Consider the following 23,628-nt stretch of genomic DNA (forward strand, 5'->3'; position numbering starts at 1 on the left):
TTTCTGGACATGACCTCACAGCTCACCCCTACGGACAACCCCGTCCTGCGCGTGGCGCCGGCGACCCCCGCAGCCGCTGCCGCGTACTTCGGCGCCTCGCTGGCCTTCCACGCCGACGTCTCCGACGTCGCCGCGGTACTGGCGACGGGCGGCGACCCGGGCTTCGTCGTGCTGGACTCCCGGTCCACCGCCTCCTGGGACCAGGGACACGTGCCCGGCGCGGTGCACCTGCCCACCGCACTCATCGCGGAGCAGGCACCGGCACTCCTCGACCCGGCTGTACCGGTGGTCACCTACTGCTGGGGCCCCGGCTGCAACGGTGCGACCCGCGCCGCCCTGGCCCTCGCCGAACTCGGCTACCAGGTCAAGGAGATGCTCGGCGGATTCGAGTACTGGGCACGCGAGGGCTTCGAGTTCGAGACCTGGCAGGGCCTGGAGCGGCGCACCGCGGACCCGCTCACGGCACCGGCCGATGCCGACGACTGCGGCTGCTGACCGCACCGCCCCTCGCCGGCGGCCACCGCTGCTGCCCGCCGGGAGACCGGCCGCAGCGCCCTCGGGGCCGGCCGGATCAGCTCGCGAGGCGTGCCGGTCAGCCCGCTACACGTGCCGGTCAGCGCCTGCGGGACCTGCCCGCGGCGTCGAGGAGGGCCGCGAACACGTCCTCGCCGTCGTGGCCGGCAGGCAGTCCGCTGACCTGCCCGTCGCCGACCTCCACCACCCGCCACGCCCCGTCGTCCCGCAGGGCCATGTCCGTCGTCACCCAACGGCAGTCGAGGCCGCGTACCGCCTCGCCGACGGCATCGAGGCCCGGCGAGGGCACCTGAGCGGGCGTGTCGGGGTGGGCGGTCACCAGCACGGCCTCACCGTCCACCCACCACACCCGGGCCTCACCGCCCGGAACGAACGACTCGTACGCCCGCAGGACCACACCACCGGCGAGGAAGTCGCCCTGCAGCTCGACGAACCGGCCGACGACCGAGGCGAGCCGAAGCCCGTCCGACAACTCCGGTACGAAGCAGGCCTCGTCCCACTCGTGCTTGCGGGACTTCACGAAGTCCTTCACGATCCCCGCCCCGGAGCCGAGAGGCCCGGCGAGGTGTGACCAGAACTCCGTGCCGGCGGAGGCGGCGGCGCCGGAGGGCAGCGCGCACCAGACGCTGTGCGGTGTGAGACCGGCGAATGTCCTGTACCAGCCGGGCAGTTCATGCGCGGTGCGGTACGCGGCGGCATCCGTGAGGAGCGAGCAGCCACGCCCTGCCAGCGCACCCTCCAGTTCCTCGTACCGTTCCGGCGGAATCATCCAGCCGCGGTACCACAACGGCCCCGAGTCCCGCGGGACCCGACCGACGCACGCTTCCGGGTCCCCGGCGAGCAGCGCGTCGTGGTCGACCAGGACGACCCGCGCACCCGCCCTGCGGGCAGCGGCAGCCTCCTGGGCGAACTGGGGGTCCGGACGTCCGGTGCGCAGGGGGTCGGAGCAGAACAGGAAACCGGTCGGCGGCATGCGGAAACCGTTCTCGATCTTTCACTCGGGACTTCGGCGGAAGCCGAAGGGAGCGTGCACGGGCGGAGGTGTCGCGGGCGGACAGGGCCGGTGATTCCACCGGCCCCGTCGGCCGCGCGGATCGGGACGCGGAACCCGATCCGTGGAACAGATCCAGGACGTACGCCCCGGCGTCAGATCCTGGACAGCTCGTCCACCAGATCGTCCAGGCCGAGCGAACCCTGCGAGAGTGCCGCCATGTGCCAGGCCTTGAGGTCGAACGCGTCACCGTGGGCCTTGCGTGCGTTCTCCCTGCCCAGCAGCCAGGCGCGCTCGCCCAGCTTGTACCCGATGGCCTGCCCCGGCATCGACAGGTAGCGGGTCAGCTCGCTCTCCACGAAATCGGCAGGCCGGCCACTGTGGCTGCCGAAGAACTCCTGGGCCAGTTCCGGTGTCCACCGCTCACCCGGGTGGAACGGCGAGTCCGCGGGGATCTCCAGCTCCAGGTGCATGCCGATGTCCACGATCACCCGGCAGGCACGCATCATCTGCGCGTCCAGGTATCCGAGCCGCCGCTCGGCGTCGGGCAGGAAGCCCAGCTCGTCCATCAGCCGCTCCGCATACAGCGCCCAGCCCTCGGCGTTGGCACTGACATGGCCGATCGACGCCTGATAGCGGGAGAGGCTGTCGGCGACGTGGGTCCACTGGGCGATCTGCAGATGGTGGCCCGGTACTCCCTCGTGGTACCAGGTGGACACCAGGTCGTACACGGGGAAACGCGTCTCGCCCATGGTGGGGAGCCAGGTGCGGCCGGGCCGGGAGAAGTCCTCGGAAGGACCCGTGTAGTACGGAGCGGCGGCGCCTCCCGCCGGAGCGATCCGGGACTCCACCTTCCTTACCCGCTCGGCGAGTTCGAAGTGGGTTCCGTCGAGCGCGTCGATGGCTTCGTCCATCAGCCCCTGCAGCCACACGCGGACCTCGTCCACACCCTCGATGTGCTTGCCGTGCACATCGAGATGGGCGAGAGCCTCCCAGGGGCCGGCGCCCGGAAGGATCTTGTCGGCCTCGGTCCTCATCTCGGCCAGCAGCCGGTGGTACTCGGACCAGCCGTACGCGTACGCCTCGTCGAGATCGAGGTCCGTGCCGTTGTACTGGCGCGCCCAACGTGCGTAGCGCTCACGGCCGACCGTGTCGGGGGAACCCTCGATCGCGGGTGCGTAGACCTCCCTCAGCCACCCGCGCAGTGCGAGGAGCCCCTCGGTCGCCCGGCGTGCGGCGTCGTCCAGTTCCGCGCGCAGCGACTCCGGCCCCGGGGCCACGAAGTCCTCGAAGAACCCGGTGCCGTTCTCCCCGGCCCAGGTACCCAGTTGCTCGATGAACGTGGCCGTCGGGCGCGGGCCCGCGTACAGCTTGCGATCGAGACCGAGCGCGAGCGAGGCGCGGTATCCCTCCAAGGCCGCGGGGACCGCGAGCAGTCGGTCCACGACCGCCGCCCAGTCCTCGTCCGTCGCGGTCGGCGTCGCCGTGAAGACGTCCCGCAGGCTGTGCGCCGGTGAGTGGATGTTGGAGATGGTCCGCAGGCCCTCCTCGGTCTCGTGGATGGCGAGTTCGGCCGTCAGGCGCTCGCGCAGCAGCCGCGCGCAGCGCTGCTCGGCGTCGGTGTCCGCGCCCGGCGCCTGCTCGGCGGCGTCGAGCTCCACCAGGGTGCGGCGGATCAGCTCGGCAGCGGCTTCCTGCCCGGCCGGAGAGAAATCGGGCAGCCGGCGAGAGCTTTCCGCGACACCGAGGTAGGTACCGGTGATCGGGTCGAGTTCGATGAACGCGTCGACGTAGGCGTCGGCGACCTGGCGCGGCAGCGTGCTGCTCGATGTGTCTGACATGTGGACATCCTCATACGGCGGAGGGCTCTGCGTCACCCGGATAGGACTTCGGTCCCCGTGGAGATCCCTTACGGCGTTGTGGAGTCGGGGTGCGTCTCGTTCGGGCCTGCGGCGGGCGGCAGCAGCGGACCGCACTCCCACTGCTGGAAGATCAGCCGCGTCTCCACCCGCGCCACCTCACGTTGCGAGGTGAACTCGTCCAGGACCAGCCGCTGCAGGTCCGCCGTGCCGGCGACGGCCACATGGACGAGATAGTCGTCGGGCCCGGTGAGGTGGAAGAGCGCGCGGGACTCGGGCAGTGCGCGGATCCGCTCGACGAACGGTCCGATGAGTTCCCTGCGGTGCGGCCGGACCTGCACCAGGAGCAGCGCCTCGAGGCCCCGGCCGAGCCGCGCAGGATCGAGCCGCAGCTGGTGCCCGAGGATGACGCCGGAGCGGCGCAGCCGTGCCACCCTGTCCAGGCAGGTGGACGGCGCCACCCCGACTTCGGCGGCCAGCTCCCGGTACGTCATCCGTGCATCGTTCTGCAGCAATCGCAGAATATGCAGATCCACCGGGTCCAGAGCGACAGATTCAGCCATCGGGCGAACGTAACACGGGATTCTCGCTCATTAGGCCGTTCAGTGTTCAGAGTAGTGACATGGACACCGAAGCCTCCTCGCTGACATCCCCGGCCCCCCTCCGGCCCAGGGCGCTCGCCACCGAAGCCGTGCACGCCGGACGCGACGATCTCGCCTCTCTCGGACTGCACGCCGCGCCCATCGATCTGTCCACCACCTACCCCTCGTACGACTCACGGGGTGAGGCCGAGCGGATCGATGCCTTCGCCGCCACCGGAGCCAGGCCGGACGGGCCGCCCGTCTACGCCCGGCTGGACAATCCGACGACCGCCCGCTTCGAGACGGCACTGGCCCGTCTGGAGGGGACCGAGAGCGCTGTGGCCTTCGCCAGCGGAATGGCGGCGCTCACCGCCGTGCTGCTGGCCCGCGCGAGCATGGGGCTGCGCCATGTCGTCGCCGTCCGGCCGTTGTACGGATGCAGTGACCACCTCCTCGGCGCCGGGCTGCTCGGGACCGAGGTGACCTGGACCGATCCGGCGGGCATCGCCGACGCGATCCGCCCGGACACCGGGCTGGTGATGGTCGAGACCCCGGCCAACCCGACGCTGGCCGAGATCGACATCCGGGCGGTGGCGCACTCCTGCGGTTCCGTGCCGCTGCTCGTCGACAACACCTTCGCGACACCCGTACTGCAGCGTCCGGTGGAGCACGGTGCCCGGGTCGTGCTGCACAGCGCGACCAAGTACCTCGGCGGCCACGGCGATGTCATGGGCGGGGTCGTGGCGTGCGACGAGGAGTTCGCGGCGAAGCTCCGGCAGGTGCGGTTCGCCACCGGTGGCGTGCTGCACCCGCTGGCCGGCTATCTGCTGCTGCGCGGCCTCTCCACACTGTCGGTGCGGGTCAGGGCCGCGTCGGCGAGCGCCGCCGAACTCACCCGCCGGCTCTCCGCCGACCCCCGCATCGCGCGGGTGCACTACCCGAAGCTGGGCGGGGCGATGGTCTCGTTCGAGGTGTACGGGGATCCGCACCGGGTGATCGCGGGAGTCGGGCTCATCACGCCCGCCGTGAGCCTCGGCAGCGTCGACACCCTGATCCAGCATCCGGCCTCCATCAGCCACCGCATTGTGGATGAGGGAGACCGGCAGGCTTCGGGCGTCGGTGACCGGCTGCTGCGGATGTCCGTCGGCCTGGAGGACGTCGAGGACCTCTGGGCCGATCTGTGTCAGGCGCTCAGCGACGGGTCTGCGGTGTCTGCTCGGCCTGCCCGTGCGGGGCGGCCGGCAGGACTGGAGTCGCACCCAGCCGGGCTGTGATGACGAGGGTTCCTTCTTCGATCTGGTAGTCGAGGGGCAGCGAGAGCGCACGCATGGCCGCGACCATGCCCGTGTTGTGCGCCTGGGTGACGGCGTACACGCTCTCGCAGCCCGCCTCGACGGCCAGGGCCACCAGCCGGCCCAGGAGTTCGGAGCCGATGCCCCTGCGCTGCCAGTCGTCCTCGACCATCAGAGCGACCTCGGTCTCGTCCCCGTCCCAGAGCAGGTGGCCGAGTGCGACCAGCCTGCCGGAAGCCGTCTGAACGGCGAGGGTCCGGCCGAAACGCGGGCTCAGCAGGTGGTCCAGATAGCGGTCGGCGTCCCGCACCGGGCCGTGGTACCGCAGACCGAGGGTGCGGTCGGAGCAGCGGTCGTGCATGGCGCGGGCGGCAGCGAGGTCGCTGCGGTCCGCGCGGCGCACCGTGATCTCGTTGCCCTCGGGAAGGGTGAGGACGTCCTCGCTGCGCGGGACGCGCGGCCCGAGACGGGCATCGAGCTCCACCAGCGCACGGGCCCTGGCGAATTCGGTCGGGGTGAACGGAAGGTAGGGCCGTTCGACGGTGATGACGCCGCCGGAGGGGTCGCGAAGCCTCATCACGGTCTCCTCCAGAACTCCCTCCACGGGAGCACTCTCCCCGGTGGGCCGCCCCGTGATCGACAGGGCCGGGAGCGAATGGATGGTGCAACGGCCGAGCAGCTGGCGCAGCGCGAGAGGGAGCTCCGCCGCGTCCAGAGCGGTGCGGGTCGCGAGGCCGAGGACCCTGGTGGGCGCATCCACCAGGTCGTGGGCGTCCGCGCGCTCGATCCAGGTGGCGGACCCACCCGCTGCGGAGATCTCCCGGGTGAGCTGCTGAGCCGGCAGCGCTGCGGGCGCCCGCAGCAGGAACTCGTCGACCGTGCCCTCCGCCAGCGGGTGCGTCTGCAGCGTGAGAATGTCGATCCGGTGCCGGGCAAGGGCGATGCAGAGGGCGGCGAGGGTGCCGGGGGTGTCCCGCACCGTCGTCCGCATCCGCCACAGCACCGTCTCCAGGTCCTCCTCCACGCCGGAGGACGCGAGCGCGCCGTCCGCGCCGCCGGTGTCCGTATCGGTCTCCGGCGGCGGCGGGGCGTGGCTGTGGCGTCGTGCCCACCATGTGTGGAACGCGGCCGTGGCCGCGAGGGCCACGGCCGAAGCGACCAGCAGGTACGGGCCGTCGGGGGTGTGCCCGATCAGATTGGCGATCGCGTCGGCCACCGCAACCGCTGTGAAGAGGGCGGCCAGCTCGATCAGGTCCCGCCGCCAGTGGTGGGGGCGGCGGGCACTCTTTGCGGATGTCACATCAGTCATGTCCTCACTGTGACCGAACGGTGTTGCCTGATCACGAACGCATTGTGACTGATGGGTTACGTGTGGATCTGGCGCCTATCAGTACCTTTTGGCTGTCCCCGTCGACGGGCTCCCCGCCGTACCCGGGTCCGGACGCCGCCAGCAGCCGGGCGGCCTGCCGCACCAGCTGCGAGGAGCCCCGCCGGCCGGCGGTCGCGGCGAGGCCGGCGATCGGCTCCGGGGCCACCGGTCCGCAGCGTTCCGCGCACGCGGCCGCCACGGCCAGGATGTCGCCCAGCCCGTGCGGCGCCTTCTCGTAGGCCAGCAGGCTCGGCAGCGCTGCCGTGAGCACCGTGAGGACCGTCCGGTACGCGCCCGTGGCGGCGGCTGTACGGGCCGAGTCCGCGAGCCGGTTCGGCTTCACGAGATCGTGGTCGACGAGAATGGCAAGCTCCCGGCCGAGCAGTCCCGGGTCCAGGCGCCCCTGCGCGGCGAGTACGAGGAGGGTGTCCACCGCCGAGAGGCGGTCCTCCGGATGGCGTGCCCCCAGCCCGTACGCCAGGGCGAGATGAATGGCGTCGGCGGCAGGTCCACCCGCCTCGGCGAGTCCCGGCAGGACCCAGGCCCCGCCGTCCGGGCCGTCGTCGGCGCCGTGCATGAGGGTGGGTATCAGCCAGGCCGCGAGCGCCTCGCCGTCCTCGGGGAGGGCCGCGAGCCAGTGCTCCGAGCGGGCGGCGGCCCAGTGGTAGCAGGGGCTCTGATCGGGGTAGTGCGGACGGCCCAGCCAGTGGAACGCGCGTGGGAACTCCTGCTGGATGTCGAGGCGTTCCTTCGTGGCGAGCAGCACCCGCCGGGTCCCGGTGGCGGACCGCTGCCACCAGGTACCGGGGGTCGGACGGTGGCTGTCGGACCCGTGCCGCAGTACGGGTGCGACCGGTGTGTCCGCCCGCAGCCACGAGGCGAGCCGGTCGCCCTCCGCCGTGCCGAGCAGGGCGGCGTCGGCCGCTGCCCGCAGGCTGTCGGTCCTTCGCACGCGAAGCAGCGCCTGCGCGAAGTCGGCGGGCCCCGGCCGGACGCCGAGCCGACGGTAGGCACGCAGCCTCTCCACGAGCTCGTCGGCGTCCAGCGAACCGGTGTGCCAGGTCGGCGTGGCCAGCAGGAACGGCACCTGACCCGTTGCCGCGAAGGCGGCCGCCTCCCACAGCCTCGCGTACATCACCCCGTCCAGCGCGGCATGCGGGCAGGTGCCTGCTGCCGTCCAGCGGTTGCGTCCGTCGTGCACGGACCGGAACGAGATCCGGCCGAGCAGCGATGCCGCGACAAGATCGAGACCGCCGGGATTCCTGGTGAACCACCGGTCCACCTGCTCCTCGCGAAGGTCATCGAGCCACCATTGTCCGGCCATGGCCTCGCGCAGTGCCTCCGTCAGCGCGGCACGGTCGGTCCGGGCGTGACGGATCAGCCCGTCGAGCGCGCGCTCGAACGAACCGACCTCCCGCGAGCCGGAGTTCACGAGGGCGGCCACCTCCTCGACGAGCTCGGCCACCGTCCCCGGAGCCGGTCCGAGGAGACGCGCGGCAGGCACCGGGGGCAGGGTCTCCTCGTAGGGCTCCTCCGCGGGGCCCTCGTCCAGCAGGTCCCCGAACACCTCGTGGGCGGCAGCCCGGTGCATCGGTCCCAGCTGCGCCGCGGCAACGGCGAGATCCTCACGCACGGCCTCACCGGCCGCGCGGAGATGACGTGCCGTCAGTTTCAGGGCCCGCTCCTGGACGTCCATGTCCTCGTGCCCGAAGGCCTCGGCGACGACCGGAAGCAGCTCATCGGCGGTGGACGCGTCCCGGCGGAGCGCCTTGCCGATCAGTATCAACTGGGTCCGCACCAGCTTCTTCTCCGTGCGGAACAGCACCGAGCCCGAGACCTCGGCGAGCACACGCGTGGTCAGCTCCCCGCGGGCGTCCAGCCGGGAGAGGACCTCCTGCGCATGGCCCGCGACGATCGGAATGCCGTCCCCGGCCATCCCCGACCAGTCCGGGACACGCGCATTCTCCTCCTCCTCGGTCAGGCCGAGCTCACGCACCACGGCCAGGTAGAACCTCAGACTCCCCGGCTTCCCTCCGCGCAGCAGCCGCTTCACGGCCCCGTCGACCAGCACGGCACGGTCCAGCACCCCTTCGGCAGCCAGCGTCGCCAGTGCGGCCGGCCAATGATCGCCGGAGTCCGGATCGTCGTACCAGTACAGAGCGGACGGCGGCTCGGACCCCTCGAACAGCCTCGGCACCATGGCCGTGAGATGCGGATCGGCGCGCAGGATCTCGATCAGGGGGTTCCGCTCGTTGCCGTGCCACCTGCTGGAACCGACGTACGACAGCCAGGCCTCCACGATGGTGTCCGTGACCGGCATCGGGCACTGCGCGATGCGGACCAGTTCGGCGACGAACCGGTAGTCGGCGTCCGTCGAGGCCATCGACGGACGTGCGGCCAGCCGATGGGCGAGGTCGCCGAGCCAGGCCGGATCACGGTCCGCGAGGACCTTCAGGACCAAGGGGTACGGAGTGCTCGACCAGTCGCGCAGGTCTCTGCCGCCGATCCAGGCCGCGCAGGCCGCAGCGCCGGTGTGACACCCCGCGCCCGCCACCAGCAGCGTGTTCTGGACGGCTGCCCGCTGCTGCCAGTCCCAGCCCCGGGCCTCCTTGCGCATGGACTTCAACTCGGCGAGGGCCGCCTTGCGTCCCGCGCGGTCGAGTCCGGCCACGAGTTCGGGCACGGCCTGCTTGCGGCCTTCCCGGACGGCCGTGAGGAGCTCCTTCATCGCACACCGCCCGCGACCGGGATGCCGCCGGCGACCGTGGCACCGCGGCGGACCATACGGACCGCCAAGGCGTGTTTGCAGGGGCCGCGGCGTCCTCGGTAGTCCGCCCACCACTGGCAGGTGCAGCTCAGCACTCCGTCCCTCTCCCGTACCTGATAACGGCGTTCGCCGGAGGAGACGGCCGCCAGCTCACCGTCGACGACGACCGCTCCCGAACCGGCCAGCTGCCGTGCCGCGACCAGACGAGGATTGTGCCGCTCGGCGCGGCGCGCGTCGTACGGAAGCTCCCGGTGGAAGTAAGCCGCGTTCGCGAGGTCGTACCCCACGCGCCCGGCCGTGCCCAACCGGGTGAGCGCCGCCCGGATCCGTTCCACCGTCAGCCCCGACTGCTCGGCCAGATCGGCGGGTTCGATCCTGGGCTCCCACGCCACAATACGGACACCAGTTCGGCATCCGCCGCTGCATCGTCCGTGGCCAGTGCCTCCAGCACTCCTCCCTCACCGGAGAATCCGCGGGACGCGTCGGGCGACAGGGTCAGTGTCAGCCGCATGCCCGGCAGCACCACCTCCCAGGCACTCGCCGTCGCCGCACCGTCGGCCACCGGACCGTAGATCCGCAGAGCCGTCGCATGCCGCAACACCCGCTGCAGCGCGACAAGTCGCTCCGGACCAGGCAGACAGACCGCGCCCGTCACGGGGCGGGTCGTCGGCCGCAGGGTCTTCCCGGCGGGCACGACCCACTGGGCTCCCCGCGAGGCGTTCCCCGAGGAGCGCGGCAGCGAACGGAGGAACCGGACAGCCTCCGCCGCCGGAAGCTCGGCCCTCAGATCGAAACCGGCGGACACCACCTGGGCCTCGGCGAAACCGCGCAGCCAGCGGCCCGGCAGCGGCACCTTCTTCTCCACCACGGGGCCGTCCATGGTGGTCACCGCCATCTCGTCGGGCCCGACCCGCAGATGCAGCGGATCGTCCGTGGTTATCCGCGAAAGCGCCTCACGCAAGGGGTGGTTGACATCCACGTTCGTCGTCCCGTGCCCCGTCTCCGCCCCGTCGAGGCCGTCCTGCAGCACATCGAGGCGCGCGTACACCCCGCAGCAGCCGGAGAACGACTCGAAGCGCAGCCGGTCGCCGTTGCCCGTGACCACCGGGTCGAGGGACGACGGCAGCATCCGCTGGTAGTAGCGGGCGGACGCCACATCGGCGACGGCCAGGAGCCCCCGCGCGGCGATCCTCGGCGACGTGAGGAATCCGGAGAAGAACCGGGGGTGCGCCTCGGTGCCGCGCGGCGTGAGACCGCCTGCGGTCTCCAGTCCGAGCAACTGCCCGGCCTGCGAGGACTCCAGGACGGACGGGCGTGAGTAGGCCAGGGCCTGAACGGATCGGGTCATGGGAAAACCGTAGGACCCGCCACTGACAACGGCCCCGGACACGAACCCGGGGCCGGTCCTCACCGACGCCCGCTCACTGCCCCGTACGCCCCGGCTGCAGCACCTTCGTGAACAGAACCGTGCCGCCCTGCGCCCGGAGCCGCACCGTCAGTTCCCCGCTCCCGCCGTCGATGTCGACCTCTCCGAAGAACTGCGGGGACTCCATGGGCGACACGTTCGCCCGGTCCGGCGCCCGGACGAAGACCCGCTCGGGGCCGAACGTGCCGTCGAGCGCGTTGGCGGGGAAGCCGCCTGCGGCCAGCGGGCCCGAGACGAACTCCCAGAAGGGTGCGAAGTCCTTGAACGCCGCCCGCTCGGGTGAGTAGTGCTGGGCGCTGGTGTAGTGCACATCGGCGGTCAGCCAGACCGTGCCCGTGATCCGCCGGTGCTTGATGTACCGCAGCAGCTCGGCGATCTGCAGCTCGCGTCCCAGCGGTGCGCCGGGATCACCCTGGGCGACTGCCTCGTAGTCCGTGGCTCCGTCGGGGACGACCAGGCCCAGCGGCATGTCCGCGGCGATCACCTTCCACACCGCGCGCGACTGCGCGAGTTCGCGCTTGAGCCAGCTCAGCTGCTCGGCGCCGAGGATGCCGGTGGTGTCATCGGGCCGGCGGCCGGGGGAGTTGGCGTTGCGGAAGGACCGCATGTCCAGGACGAACAGATCGAGCAGGGGACCGTGCCGCACGACGCGGTGTATGCGCCCTTCCCTGGACGAACCGTTCGCGGAGGAGCCGTGCAGGGCCGACGCGGGGAAGTACTCACGGAACGCACGCATCGAGCGGGCGGCCAGGAGGTCCACGTTCTTCTCCGTGTAGCGCACGTCGTCGAGGATCTGACCGGGATACCAGTTGTTCCGGACCTCGTGGTCGTCCCACTGGATCACGGAAGGAACCTGCGCGTTGAACGCGCGCAGGTTGTCGTCCAGCAGGTTGTACCGGAAGTTGCCGCGGTACTCGTCGAGGGTCTCGGCGACCTTCGACTTCTCCTGGGTCGTGATGTTGCGCCAGGTCCGGCCGTCGGGCAGTGCCACGCTCGGTTCGAGCACGCCGTCCGCGTAGATGTTGTCGCCGCTGCACAGGAAGAAGTCCGGGTCGAGGCGCCGCATTTCCTCGTACACCACGTAGCCGCCGATGTCGGGGTTGATGCCCCACCCCTGGCCCGCTATGTCACCGGACCACAGGAAGCGCACCCCCTCGCGGCGCCTGGCGGGGGCGGTGCGGAAGGTTCCGTACACCGGCTTGCCCGTACGGCGCGGGTCGTGCGGGTCCGCGAGCGTCACCCGGTAGTGCACCTGCTCGCCGGCGGGCAGACCGTACAGGGGGGTCGTGCCCGTGAAGTCCGTTCGGGGCCCGATCAGCGGACCGTGCCATCTGCGGGCCCTGCGGAAGGACTCGGTGGCCGACGTCTCGACCAGCATCCGGGCCGGACGGTCCGAACGCACCCAGACCAGCGCCGACGACGCCGTCACATCGCCCACCTGCACACCCCATGTCGCGCTCGGCCTGCCCGAGAGCGCGAAGGCGGGAGCGGCGGCCAGGGTCGTGGGAACGGCGACCGCGGCCGAGGCCAGCAGCGAGCCGCGCAGCACGGTGCGACGGCCCGGGGCCGGTACGCGAGGACGGTTCGACATCGAGTTGCCTCCAGGGGCGACGGGGCGGGCGGCCTGCCGGAACGGCTGTGCACGCATGGCTGGTTGCCGACTCATGCCTAGTGCCTGGCGGCAGCCGGAACGCCAACCCCAGATGAACAGGCGGCCTGTTCCTTCCCCGGGACGGAACATGCTGCCCGTCCCTTGCCTAGGACGCCTTGAGCCCGTGGGCCAGCAGACGGATCCCGTGCGCGATGTCGGACGGGGCCAGATGCGCGTAGCCGAGCACCAGACGGACCGCGGGGTCCTCGGCGCCGGCCGTCCCGTAGTCGCTCAGGGGGCGAAGGGCGATCCCGGCCGCCGCCGCCCGGACCAGGATGTCCGTCCGGGCCCCGCAGCGTTCGGGCAGACGGGCGATGATGTGCAGCCCCGCGGCGATCCCGCTGACCTCGGCCCCGGGAAAGTGTTCCGCCAGCGCAGCGGTCATGGCGTCCCGGCGCTCCCGGTAGGCGCGCTGGCAGCGGCGCAGGTGACGGTCGTAGCCGCCGCGGGTGACGAAGTCCGCGAGGACGGCCTGGTCGATGGCGGGATTGCCGAGGTCCATGGTGCGCTTGCGGTCGACGATCTCGTCGGTCATCGACGCGGGGGCGATCAGCCAGCCCAGTCGCAGTCCCGGCGCCAGCGACTTGCTCACCGAGCCGGTGTACACGACATGCTCCGGGTCCAGTCCCTGGAGCGCCCCGACCGGCGCCCTGTCGTAGCGGAAGTCGCCGTCGTAGTCGTCCTCCATGATCACGGCCGAGGAGCTGCGGGCCCAGTCGAGGAGTCCGCTGCGCCGCTCGGCGGAGTAGGCGATCCCGGTGGGGAACTGATGCGCCGGGGTCGTGACGAGAGCGCGCACGCCGGAGCGCAGCAGCGGTGCCACAGCGAGTCCCTCGTCGTCCAGCGGAAGCGGTACCGTCCCGAGCCCGGCCGAGGCGAACAGCGTGGCGTGCTCCGGGCTCCCCGGGTCCTCGACGCCGACCGCCGAGGCGCCGCGCGCCCGCAGCACGAACCCGAGCAGCGTCGTCGCCTGCGCCACCCCCGAACACACCACCAGCCGCTCGGGATCGGCCACCACCCCGCGGCGCCGCGTCAGCAGGGCGGCCAGTGCCTCGCGCAGCTCCGGAAGTCCGCGCGGGTCCGGGTAGCCGAGGGCACTGTGCGGCAACCGGCCGAGGACCGCGCGGTGGGCGGCGCCCCATGCGCTCCGCGGGAAGAGGGAGAGGTCGGGGGTGCCCGGGCGGAAGTCCACCCGTACGCCCGGCGCACGCGGCGCCAGGTCACGCGCCCCGTGGGCGGCCGGCCGCACCCCGCCGCTCACCCAGGTGCCCGCGCCTCGGCCGCTGCGCAGATAACTCTCGGCCGTGAGCTGCTCGTACGCCTCCGTCACCAGACCGCGCGACACCCCGAGGTCGGCAGCGAGTTCACGGCTTGCCGGAAGTCTGGTCCCGGCCGCGAGCCGGCCCGAACGCACGGCCTCGCGCAGCGCCGACTGCAGAGCCCGCCCGCGCTGGCGGGCTGGCGCGGAGACGGCGGGAACCAACAGCTCCCAGGCGGCGGTAGCGATGGGCGGCTCTTCCTGAACGCCCGGGTCGGGTCGCGAATTGGTCTCCGAAGACGTCATGGAAGTGGACCTTAAACCGGACCGTGCCCGAACCTAGCGTCGGTTCCATGAACGCTACCGATCTGCGCGGCGCCCTCCTCGCTGCCTTCGCCTGCACCCTGGTCGGTGCCTCCTTCACCGCGAACAGCCTCCTCGGCGACTACCCGTACGCTGGCGGGCAGGCACTGAGGTACGGCCTCGCCGCACTGCTGCTGCTCCCGCTCCTGCACAGCGGCGGCAGGTCGGGGCTCGCCCCTCTGCGTACCCTCACAGGCCGTCAGTGGGGCCGCCTCGCGGCCCTCGCGGCCATTGGCATGGTCGGCTTCAACCTGGCGGTGCTGGCCGCCGAACGCTCGGCGGAGCCGGCTGTTCCGGGCGTGTTCGTCGGCTGCGCACCCATCGTCGTGGGGGTCATGGTTCCTGCGCTGGAAGGCCGCCGTCCCTCGCGGACCGTCCTGTACGCGGCCGGCTTCGTCGCCGCCGGGGCGTTCACCGTCCAGGGCTGGGGCCGGACCGACCTGGCGGGCATCCTCTGCTCGACGGGCGCGCTCGCCGGTGAGGTCGGCTTCGCGGTACTGGCCGTGCCGGTGCTGCGTCCCCTGGGCCCGAAGCTGCTGTCGGCGACCGTCTGTGCCGTCGCCGCAGTGGAATCGGCGCTGCTCGGCGTACTGCTGGACGGGGCAGGGTTCGTACGGGTGCCCACGGCAGGGGAGGCGCTGGCCCTGTTGTGGCAGGCAGCCGTCGTCACGGTGATCGGATTCGTCTGCTGGTACAGCGGTATGCGGCGTATCGGTGCCGAGCGCGCCACGCTCTTCTCCGGACTGATCCCGGTCTCGGCCGCACTCACCGCGCCTGTCGTCGGTGCGGGGGCGTACGGCATCGCGCAGGGTGCGGGCAGCCTCCTGGTGGGCGCGGGTGTGGCCCTCGGCTCGGGCGTCCTGAGGCGCCGCCTTCCTGCAGCCGGGAGAGCTGGCGCTGCAGCAAGCGGTGCGGGCCGTTCCGGGACTGGGGCCACGGCTGCAGCGGCACTGCGCGCCGGGCGTTCAGCGGCTCGTGTCGAGGATGACGCGCGCCACGGGGGCGGGGTCGTCGTTCATCGGAACATGACCGCAGTCGGGGAGCCGTACGAGCCGGGCGCCGGGGATGAGGCTCTTGGCCCGGACTCCCTGCCGGCGCAGCAGCAGACGGTCCCGGTTGCCCCAGGCGATGGTGACCGGAAGATCCGGCACGTCGTCGGTGAAGGCGAGGCCCCGGCCGGCGGCAAGAGTCTGGTGGAAGCCCGTCGCCCCGCGCAGAGCGACCGTCTCCGACACGACGGCATCGGGTGAACGGCGGCCGGGCCGTGCGTAGATGGTGCTGGTCAGCGCCGCACGGCCGGCCGAGCTCCGCGAAAGCCGCTCGATCACGGGCATCGGCATCGTCAGCGCACCGCGGCGCATCGTGCGCAGCACCCCGAAGGCGTAGCGGCGCTCACCCTCCGTCCAGAACCCGGCCGGGGACAGAGCCGTCACCGAGGATACGAGCTTCTCGCGGCCCAGCTCCAGCGCCAGGAGCCCTCCGAGGGAGTTCCCCGCGACGTGCGGACGCTCCACCCCGATCGCCTCGCAGAAGGCGGCGAGCACAGGGACCACGGTGTCCAGGTCGTAGGGGAGGCCGTCCGGCAGCGCCGGTGAGTCCCCGAACCCGGGCAGGTCCACGGCTATGACATCCCGCTCGGCGGCCAGGATCCGTACGACCGGGTCCCAGGCCTGACGGTGGTGACCGATGCCGTGGAGCAGAAGCAACGGCTCGCCGGACCCGGTTCGTTCGTACGCCATGGACACGGTGTGCCGGCCGAGGGCCGAATCGACTACGAACGAGACCGTGGTGGCCATGCTGCTCCTCAGGTGATCCGTCCCCGGGCGGGCGGGGGATGAGTGGACAGGCCCCTCGTCAGCAATGATTACCGCCCGGTAGCTTGTAGTTCAATAGGTGCGCCCGATTCCTGCTGTTCCTGCTGTTCCTGCTGTTCTTGCTGGACAGCGTCTGACGTGTCCGCTGGGATGGGGAAGTGACTGCCGACACCGCGACCGATCTCTTCGAAGAAAGCCGGCCCGTCCTCACCGGGGTCGCCTACCGCATGCTCGGCCGCATCGCCGACGCCGAGGACGTGGTGCAGGAGGCGTGGCTCCGCTGGTCGTCGGCGGGACGCGAGGACGTGCGGGAACCGAGGGCCTTCCTCGTACGCATCACCACCAGGCTCGCCATCGACCGGCTGCGCCACCTGCAGTCCAGGCGCGAGGCGTACGTGGGGCCGTGGCTGCCCGAGCCAGTCGTCACCGAGTTCGGGCCTTCCGTCCCCGACACCGCGGAACAGGCGGTCCTCGCCGACTCCGTGTCCCTCGCCGTGCTGGTCGTCCTCGAGTCGCTCTCGCCGTTGGAGCGCGCGGTGTTCGTCCTCCGCGAGGCCTTCGGATTCCCCTACGCCGAGATCGCGGTCACCCTCGACCGGACCGAGGCTGCGGTTCGCCAGCTCGCCGGACGGGCCAAGAGGCACGTGGAGGAGCGCAAGCCGCGTTACGACGTGGATCCGGCCGTACGCCGTGATCTCACCGAGCGGTTCCTGTCCGCCGCGTCGGGTGGCGACTTCGAGAAGCTGCTCGACCTGTTGGCGCCCGATGTGCGGCTGGTCAGCGACAGCGGGGGCAAGTCGAAGGCGCCGCGGCGGATCATCGAGACCGCTGACAAGGTCAGCCGCTTCCTCTTCGCTGTCGGGCGGGACATGTCCGTGGAAATGGAGGCGCGGATCGTCGAGCTCAACGGTGGTCCGGCCGTGGCGTTGTTCATCGACGGAAATGTGGACACGGTCTTCCAGCTGGACGTCGAAGAGGGATTCATTCAATGTGTCTATATCGTTCGTAATCCAGACAAACTTTCCGGATTGTCCGTGAATTGGGCGGCCGCTCGCGGATAACCGTCCGCTTTCCTCGCCTCGGCCCTTCTCGCGGCACCTGCGAACCCGTGAGCCCCAACGAGCCCCACGAGCCTCTTCGGACGTGGGGCTCAGTGCTGCGTACTGCCCACCGCTCCGCGAACGTCCTGTGAACGCTCTGCGGCAGTGGATCGTTTCGCTCTGTTACGGGGTGAGGATTGGTCTTGACCAAGGTGGTACGCCGCCCTAAGGTCTCCATGTTAAGACAGGGACCTTTAATAAATAACGTCGCGGAAAGACGCCGGGCGAATGCGGAGGACAGGGTGGGGACCACGCAGCTGGAATCGGTACAGGAGCCGAAGTACTGGCACCTCAAGACCGTGCTCAGTGAGGCACTCGACTCGGACTTTGCGGTAGGAGAGATCCTGCCCAACGAGCGTGACCTCGCGGCGCGTTTCGGAGTCGCCAGGGCCACGCTCCGACAGGCTCTGGAGCAGCTCGAACTCGAAGGCAGACTGCAGCGACGCCGGGGTGTCGGCACGACTGTCGCTCCGCCTCGCGTCGGTGTGGCCGTCGCTGCCGCACAGCACGACTGGGCGGGCGGGGGCTCGGACGAGGCCTGGCAGCCCGTCGAATGCACCGTCGCGACGGCTCCCGCCGCGGTTGCCGCCGTGCTGGAGTGCGACGCCGAGGAACCCGTGCACGTGGTGCGCCGCATCCGTGTCACCCATGGGCAGTCGGTGGCGGCGGAGCTCCTGTACGTCCCCTCGTCGTCCGTACCCGAACTCTCCGCGATCGAAGCGCCGTCCGGGCCCACCCGGGCCCGCAGCGTCCTGCGCGAGCTGCACCGACTCGGCCTCGACGGCCAGGACCGCTCGGTCGAGCTCGGCTCGGCCCGCGCGGACGACGCCAAGGAGCTCGACCGGCTTCCGGGCGCCCCGGTTCTCGTGGTCACGACACGCTACTTCGCCGCCTCCGGTACAGCGGCCGTATCTGTCGCCACGTACCGGGCGGACACCTGCCGCCTGACCTTCGGGGACTCGGGGGCGCTGGAGATCAGCCACGACGAGCAGGAACGGCAGGCTTCCTGACCTGAGGGCGCCGCGGTTCCTGTCCCCGGCACCCGAGGCCGGCCGTTCGCTCGTGCCATGGCCAACGTGCGGCCCGTCGCAGTCAGCGGCGGGCCGTCACCGTTGCCTCCACCGCGAAGAGCTGCTCCTCGACATGGTCCAGCGCGAGCCGCAGGGCGCCGGTGGCCACGGCCGCCTCGCCCAGCAGCGACAGGGTCACCTTGGGCGGCCGCAGACAGTAGCGGGCCAGCTCGTCCCGGAGCGGGTCGAGGACACCGTCCAGGCCGGCGGCCCAGCCGCCGATGACCACGAGCTCCGGATCCAGCGCCAGCACCAGGGCCGCGACGTCGTGAACCAGACGCTGGATGAACCGCTCGACAGCGGCCTGCGCGCCTGCATCCCCGTGCTTGGCCTTCGAGAAGACGGCGGCCACGGCGTGCTCGTCCAGCGGGTCCAGCGGGGTGTCGGTCGTCGAGAGGAGATGCTCCGGGGTGACATCCCGGCCCAGCAGGTGCAGCGCGCCGATCTCGCCGGCCGCCCCGCCGAATCCGCGGTGCAGCCGCCCGCCGATCAGCGAACCCGCCCCGGGGCTCAAGCCCGCGAGAACGAAGACGATGTCATCGGACTCGGTTGCCGCACCCTTCCAGTGCTCGGCCACCGCCGCGGCATTGGCGTCGTTCTCCACCAGCACAGGGCACCGGAAGGAGCGCCGCAGCTTCTCGCCGAGCGCCAGGCCGGTCCAGTCCGGCAGGGCGGTGCCCAGCCGCACGGTCCCGTCGGCCTCGACAATTCCTGGGCTGCCCACCCCGACCGCTCGCAGACTGCTCCGCGCCACTCCGGTACGCCGCAGTACATCGGCGATCACGGCCCTGACCTGATCGATCCTGTCATCCGCGCAAGCGGTCTCGGAGACCTCGCGCGAGCCCGCGCCCACGATTCTTCCGTCCAGCCCGGACAGCAGCGCGGAGACCCGGTGGGAGCCGATCTCGACACCCAGCAAGTACCCGGCCTCGGCACGGAACCGGAACCGCCTGGCAGGCCGCCCCTGCCGCCGTGTCTCGCTCTCGTCAGGCGAGGCCTCGACGACCAGACCTGCCTCGAAGAGGCCCTCGACGACTCCCTCGACGGTAGGACGGGACAGCCCCGTGAGTCGCGTCAGGTCCGTGAGGGTGGGTGACTGGGCCCCCCGCAGGGCGTGCAGCACCACCGCGGAATTGATCCGCCGGAGCAGAGACGGGTCCCCACCGGTCAGCCGGCCCACGGTTGTGTCCTCCCAGGTCGTGCGCATGTCTGCCGGATCGTACTCGCTGACCCAGGCTGCGGCGACCGGCTCCGGAAGCCGGTACCGAGAGGTGACCTGAGTCAGCCCGGGGCCACGAAGCCGGACTCGTAGGCGGCGATCACCGCCTGGGTACGGTCCCTGGCGCCCAACTTCGCCAGAACCGCGCTGACATGGCTCTTCACCGTCTCCACCCCGACCGTGAGCTTCGCGGCGATCTCCGAGTTGGACAGGCCCCGTGCCATCAACCGGAGCACCGCGGCCTCACGGTCGGTGAGAGCCGCACGGTCCATCGCCGCCCGCGCCTTGCTCGTTCCGTACTCCGCCGCGAGCCGGCGGACCGCAGCGGGGAACAGCAGCGACTCCCCCTCCGCCACCAACCGCACCGCGTGCACGATCTCCGCAGGCCTGGCGCGCTTGAGGAGGAACCCGTCCGCACCGGCACGCAGCGCCTCGTACACGTACTCGTCGTTCTCGAAGGTCGTCACCACGAGGATCTTCGGCGGATCGGCAACCGTGCGCAGCACCAGCCGGGTCGCCTCGATCCCGTCCATCAAAGGCATACGGACGTCCATCGCCACGACATCGGGGCGCAGTTGACGCACGAGGGGGATCACCGCGGCACCATCGGCCGCCTCACCCACCACGGTGATATCGGGCTGCGCCTCGAGGACCGCACGCAGTCCCGTGCGTACGAGGGGCTCGTCGTCGACCAGAAGTACGGTAACCGGCATCCGGTCAGCGTATGTGGTCCAGCGGGAGGCTCGCGTGCACCATCCACTCTCCTTCGTACGGGCCCGTCTTGGCCTTTCCGCCGAGCAGGGAGGCTCGCTCCCGTATGCCCCGCAGGCCGCTTCCGCCGCCCCGCACCTTCGATGATCCGTCGAGCGGATTGGCCACCTCGAGCTCCAGCCACCCGTCCATCACCGCGAGCCTCACCCGGACGGGTACGGGGCCGGCGTGACGCAGCACGTTGGTGAGTGACTCCTGAAGAATTCGGTAACCCTCGCGGGACACGGGGTCGGGGACCAGACCCAGCGGCCCCGACACATTCGCTTTGATCGTCGCCCCGGCGCCGCGGGCCGAGTCCAGGAGCCTGTCGGCCTCGAGCAGCGTGGGCCGCCGGCTGACGGGGGTGTCCGATTCCCGCAGTACTCGCAGGACGCGCTCCAGGTCGTCCAGCGCGCTGCGGCCGGTCTCCTCGATGGCGGCGAGTGCCCGGTCGGTGAACTCGGGGTCGCGCGCAGTCCGAGCAGCCCCCGCCTGCACCACCGCGACCGTCAGCGCGTGCCCGATCGAATCATGGAGCTCGCGGGCTATGCGGTTGCGCTCGAGCAACTGCTCGGTGCGCTCCTCCAGGGCGGTCATCCGCTCAACGGGTGACGGGCCGAGCAACCTGCGGGCAACAGCTGTGACCAGGTGGCCGAGCACGACGACCAGCCCGAGCAGCAGCAGGATCGGCAGGGGAGCGAGCAGCGCGAACCACCAGCCCGGCTCGATGCCACGGACCAGCCAGTCACCGCTCAGCGGGGTCCCGAACGAGGCGCTGACGAGGTCGACCGTCGTGGCAGGCAGCCAGACCGTTGCGAAGGTGGCCGCGGTCGCGAACAGCAGCCGTGCCTCCAGCCAGACCGCGGTGCGCCAGCGGTCCGCCCATGTCGCCGCGGGCGCAATGGAGATCGCGGCGTCCGGGCGGCCGCGCTCCTGCGGTGTGAGGAGCAGCTGAGCCTGCACTCCTTCGGCGAGACGCATCGCGGGAATCAGCCCCACGGGAATCGCGAGGACGAAGGGAACCCACGGCCTGTCCGGGGAAATGAACAGCCACACGCTGACGACCGCGGACGGGATGAGCAGGTGAAGCCATCGGCTGTAGGTGGCGGGGACTGCCAACGGTCTGAGGAGGCGGCGCATGCTGCCATCGTGCCAGTGCCGAGCGGTCGGAGGCTCCCCCGTGAGAGGGAGAAGGTCCACTCGGGCGGGGGAGGCCATGCACCGTGGCCGGCGGCCAGTCTGGGGTCATGACCAGCATCGACGTTCACGAGCTCACGAAGGACTACGGACCCACCCGCGCCGTGGACCACCTCACGTTCAGCGTGCGGCCGGGCCGGGTGACGGGATTTCTCGGTCCGAACGGCGCCGGGAAGTCCACCACCATGCGACTCGTCCTCGGCCTGGACCGGGCCACGGGTGGTTCCGCCACGATCGGCGGACAGCCCTACGCCTCGCTCGGCAACCCGCTGCGCCGCGTCGGCGCACTGCTCGATGCGCAGGCGGCGCACGGCTCGCGGACCGCGCGCAACCACCTGCTGGCGCTCGCCGCGAGCAACGGCATAGCCGGCAGCCGGGTCGAGAAGGTGCTCGAGGAAGCCGGTCTCGGCACAGTCGGCGGAAAGCGGATCAAGACGTTCTCGCTCGGCATGCGCCAGCGTCTCGGTATTGCTGCGGCACTGCTCGGAGATCCGGAGGTGGTGATGCTGGACGAACCGTCGAACGGACTGGACCCGGAAGGCATCATCTGGATCCGTGAGCTGATGCGGCGGCTGGCCCGCGAGGGCCGCACAGTCCTCGTCTCCAGCCACTTGATGAACGAGACCTCTTCCTTCGCCGACCACCTGGTGGTCCTCGGCCGTGGCCGGCTCCTCGTCGATCTGCCGATGCAGGAGTTCCTCGACTCGCGGAGCCGTCCGCGCGTACGTCTCCGGACAACCGAATCCACGCGACTGAGGGATGTGCTGATCCGCAAGGGCTACGAGCCGGAGCAGGGAGACGACGGCCGCTGGACGGTGGAGGGAGTCAAGGCGGAGGAAATCGGTGCCGTGGCCGCCTTCGAAGGAATCCCCATCCTTGAGCTCATCGACGAGCAGGCCACCCTGGAACAGGCATATCTCGACCTCACCGCGGCCGAAACGGAATTCGCCGCCCCCACATCATCCACCGCCCGCCAGGAGGTCTGACCGTCGTGACGATGTCGACAACTGCTGTTCTCCACTCCGAGTGGATCAAGATCAAGTCGGTGCGGTCCGTGTCCGGATCCCTGATAGCGGTCTTCGCCGCCACCCTCGCCATCACCGTGCTCGCGTTCGCCACGGTCGGACAGGCGGAGGCGGACAACGCCAACGCCGAGCCGGTCTTCGACGCCTTCTACGCCCTGAACTTCGGCCAGATCGCCGCCATCAGTTTCGGTGCGACCGCCCTGTCCTCCGAGTTCCTGAACGGAGCCCTGCGGATATCGCTGTCGGCCGTTCCACGCCGAGGTCTCTTCTACGCAGCCAAGATGTCCGTGGTCGGCGGGCTCGCTCTCGCCGTAGGCATGATCACCAGCTTCGCCACGTTCCTCGTGGGGCAGATGTTCATGGGCGACTACGCAATCGGTCTGGGAGAACCCGGCGCTCTGCGTGCGGCGTTCGGCGGGGGCATCTACCTCACGCTGATGGCGCTGTTCGCGGCGGGACTGACAGCGCTGCTGCGCAGTGCGGTTGCCGTGCTCAGTCTGCTCATCCCCTTCATCCTGATCGTCTCCTTCGTGGTCGGAGACATCGCGGGCGGCGTAGCGCAGTATCTTCCGGACCGGGCAGGGCAGTTGGTGCTCCACCAGACTCCCCAAGGAAGCCTCGGGCCGTGGACGGGGATGGCCGTCACCGCCGCATGGGCCGGTGCCGCGCTGTTCGCCGGCTGGTGGGCGGTGCGTAAGAGGGACGCCTGACCGGCGCCCGACGGGCTCAGGAGCTCAGGGCCCAGGGCCCAGGGCCCAGGGGCTCAGGGGATCTCAGGGGTGCAGCGGCCAGGGGCGGGGGGTACGGATGCCTCCTGTCCCACGGCCGTGCGCAGGCGGGCGAATTCCTCCGCCATCGTCCTCACGGTCCAGTGCGCGTTGAGCCCACTCGGGTTGGGCAGGGCCCAGACACGGGCGCCGCCGATGGTTCGCTCCTGCGGGCCGATCTGCGCTCGGCGTTCACCGAAAGCCGTGCGGTAGGCGGTGACGCCGACAACAGCGAGCCACGAAGGCCCGAACTGCTCCACCTTCGCCGACAGAAGTTCTCCCCCTGCGCGGAATTCCTCGGTGCTCAGCTCGTCCGCACGTGCCGTGGCGCGGGCCACCACGTTGGTGATGCCGAGGCCGTGAGTGAGCAGCTCGTCCTGTTCCGACGGTTTCAGTTGCCTCGGAGTGAAGCCCGACAGATGCAGAACGGGCCAGAACCGATTGCCCGGGTGGGCGAAGTGGTGCCCAGTGGCCCCGGTCATGAGACTCGGGTTGATGCCGCAGAACAGCACACGCAGACCACCCGCGACCACATCGGGGACGATGCGGTCGCGGGCGGCCAGGAGTTCCTCGGGTGTCATGCGACGGTGGTGGG

At 70.9% G+C, this 23,628-nt stretch carries 18 protein-coding genes and 2 pseudogenes; 7 read left to right on the plus strand and 13 right to left on the minus strand.

Annotated features, from left to right (window positions below; all coding sequences use genetic code 11):
* Positions 1 to 3: 3 nt before the first annotated feature.
* Positions 4 to 495, plus strand: coding sequence for a rhodanese-like domain-containing protein (locus OG257_RS32925; protein WP_443054590.1), 492 nt, complete (start codon positions 4 to 6; stop codon positions 493 to 495).
* A gap of 118 nt (positions 496 to 613) precedes the next feature.
* Here OG257_RS32925 and OG257_RS32930 read toward each other — a convergent pair whose 3' ends face one another.
* The 3 genes from OG257_RS32930 to OG257_RS32940 form a co-directional block, all read right to left on the minus strand.
* A complete protein-coding gene (locus OG257_RS32930) occupies positions 614 to 1,507 on the minus strand; it encodes an ATP-grasp domain-containing protein (RefSeq protein ID WP_329213357.1) in 894 nt (297 codons plus the stop codon).
* Positions 1,508 to 1,680: 173 nt separating this feature from the next.
* On the minus strand, positions 1,681 to 3,366 hold the full coding sequence (locus tag OG257_RS32935; protein WP_329213359.1) for a DUF885 domain-containing protein: 1,686 nt from the start codon (positions 3,364 to 3,366) through the stop codon (positions 1,681 to 1,683).
* Between the two features lie 68 nt (positions 3,367 to 3,434).
* Positions 3,435 to 3,947: an Lrp/AsnC family transcriptional regulator gene (locus OG257_RS32940; RefSeq protein ID WP_329213361.1), complete on the minus strand. Its 513-nt coding sequence runs from the start codon at positions 3,945 to 3,947 to the stop codon at positions 3,435 to 3,437.
* A 59-nt stretch (positions 3,948 to 4,006) separates the two neighbouring features.
* On the opposite strand from OG257_RS32940, the gene OG257_RS32945 reads away from it, so the two are divergent.
* Positions 4,007 to 5,239, plus strand: a complete 1,233-nt coding sequence (locus tag OG257_RS32945) for a trans-sulfuration enzyme family protein (RefSeq protein WP_329213363.1) — start codon at positions 4,007 to 4,009, stop codon at positions 5,237 to 5,239.
* On the opposite strand, the gene OG257_RS32950 is transcribed toward OG257_RS32945, so the two are convergent.
* The 5 genes and pseudogenes from OG257_RS32950 to pdxR all read right to left on the minus strand — a co-directional run bounded on the left by OG257_RS32950 (position 5,157) and on the right by pdxR (position 14,034).
* Entirely contained in the window at positions 5,157 to 6,566 is a 1,410-nt protein-coding gene (locus OG257_RS32950; protein ID WP_329213365.1) for a GNAT family N-acetyltransferase, read from the minus strand. The genes OG257_RS32945 and OG257_RS32950 overlap by 83 nt on opposite strands.
* A 31-nt stretch (positions 6,567 to 6,597) precedes the next feature.
* On the minus strand, positions 6,598 to 9,354 hold the full coding sequence (locus OG257_RS32955; protein ID WP_329213367.1) for a DUF6493 family protein: 2,757 nt from the start codon (positions 9,352 to 9,354) through the stop codon (positions 6,598 to 6,600).
* A pseudogene (locus OG257_RS32960) lies at positions 9,351 to 10,741 on the minus strand (SWIM zinc finger family protein). Before OG257_RS32960 ends, OG257_RS32955 begins: the two are co-directional and overlap by 4 nt.
* 73 nt (positions 10,742 to 10,814) lie before the next feature.
* A complete protein-coding gene (locus OG257_RS32965) occupies positions 10,815 to 12,410 on the minus strand; it encodes an alkaline phosphatase D family protein (protein ID WP_329213369.1) in 1,596 nt (531 codons plus the stop codon).
* A 166-nt stretch (positions 12,411 to 12,576) separates the two neighbouring features.
* A complete protein-coding gene (gene pdxR / locus OG257_RS32970; RefSeq protein ID WP_443054515.1) occupies positions 12,577 to 14,034 on the minus strand; it encodes a MocR-like pyridoxine biosynthesis transcription factor PdxR in 1,458 nt (485 codons plus the stop codon).
* A 47-nt stretch (positions 14,035 to 14,081) separates the two neighbouring features.
* On the opposite strand from pdxR, the pseudogene OG257_RS37280 reads away from it, so the two are divergent.
* A pseudogene (locus OG257_RS37280) lies at positions 14,082 to 14,447 on the plus strand (EamA family transporter); the annotation flags it as partial.
* Between the two features lie 609 nt (positions 14,448 to 15,056).
* Here the strand turns inward: OG257_RS37280 and OG257_RS32980 are convergent.
* Positions 15,057 to 15,887 carry an alpha/beta fold hydrolase gene (locus OG257_RS32980; protein ID WP_329213371.1) on the minus strand — a complete coding sequence of 277 codons (831 nt, stop codon included), beginning with the start codon at positions 15,885 to 15,887 and terminating at the stop codon, positions 15,057 to 15,059.
* 176 nt (positions 15,888 to 16,063) lie between these two features.
* Between OG257_RS32980 and OG257_RS32985 the strand changes: the two genes are divergently transcribed.
* Together OG257_RS32985 and OG257_RS32990 are read left to right on the plus strand one after the other, a co-directional pair.
* Positions 16,064 to 16,966, plus strand: coding sequence for an RNA polymerase sigma-70 factor (locus OG257_RS32985; protein WP_329213373.1), 903 nt, complete (start codon positions 16,064 to 16,066; stop codon positions 16,964 to 16,966).
* Between the two features lie 281 nt (positions 16,967 to 17,247).
* Positions 17,248 to 18,015: a GntR family transcriptional regulator gene (locus OG257_RS32990; protein WP_329213376.1), complete on the plus strand. Its 768-nt coding sequence runs from the start codon at positions 17,248 to 17,250 to the stop codon at positions 18,013 to 18,015.
* An 82-nt stretch (positions 18,016 to 18,097) separates the two neighbouring features.
* Here OG257_RS32990 and OG257_RS32995 read toward each other — a convergent pair whose 3' ends face one another.
* From OG257_RS32995 to OG257_RS33005, 3 genes are all read right to left on the minus strand, one after another.
* A complete protein-coding gene (locus tag OG257_RS32995) occupies positions 18,098 to 19,255 on the minus strand; it encodes an ROK family protein (RefSeq protein WP_329215474.1) in 1,158 nt (385 codons plus the stop codon).
* Between the two features lie 101 nt (positions 19,256 to 19,356).
* On the minus strand, positions 19,357 to 20,007 hold the full coding sequence (locus OG257_RS33000; protein ID WP_329213378.1) for a response regulator transcription factor: 651 nt from the start codon (positions 20,005 to 20,007) through the stop codon (positions 19,357 to 19,359).
* A 4-nt stretch (positions 20,008 to 20,011) separates the two neighbouring features.
* Positions 20,012 to 21,184 (minus strand): sensor histidine kinase, encoded by a 1,173-nt coding sequence (locus OG257_RS33005; RefSeq protein ID WP_329213380.1) that lies wholly within the window; start codon positions 21,182 to 21,184, stop codon positions 20,012 to 20,014.
* 107 nt (positions 21,185 to 21,291) lie between these two features.
* On the opposite strand from OG257_RS33005, the gene OG257_RS33010 reads away from it, so the two are divergent.
* Positions 21,292 to 22,227 carry an ATP-binding cassette domain-containing protein gene (locus tag OG257_RS33010; protein WP_329213382.1) on the plus strand — a complete coding sequence of 312 codons (936 nt, stop codon included), beginning with the start codon at positions 21,292 to 21,294 and terminating at the stop codon, positions 22,225 to 22,227.
* Between the two features lie 11 nt (positions 22,228 to 22,238).
* Positions 22,239 to 22,976: an ABC transporter permease gene (locus OG257_RS33015; protein WP_329213384.1), complete on the plus strand. Its 738-nt coding sequence runs from the start codon at positions 22,239 to 22,241 to the stop codon at positions 22,974 to 22,976.
* Positions 22,977 to 23,029: 53 nt separating this feature from the next.
* On the opposite strand, the gene mug is transcribed toward OG257_RS33015, so the two are convergent.
* On the minus strand, positions 23,030 to 23,614 hold the full coding sequence (gene mug / locus OG257_RS33020; protein ID WP_329213387.1) for a G/U mismatch-specific DNA glycosylase: 585 nt from the start codon (positions 23,612 to 23,614) through the stop codon (positions 23,030 to 23,032).
* Positions 23,615 to 23,628: the final 14 nt, after the last annotated feature.

The organism is Streptomyces sp. NBC_00683 (assembly GCF_036226745.1).
Lineage (GTDB): Bacteria > Actinomycetota > Actinomycetes > Streptomycetales > Streptomycetaceae > Streptomyces.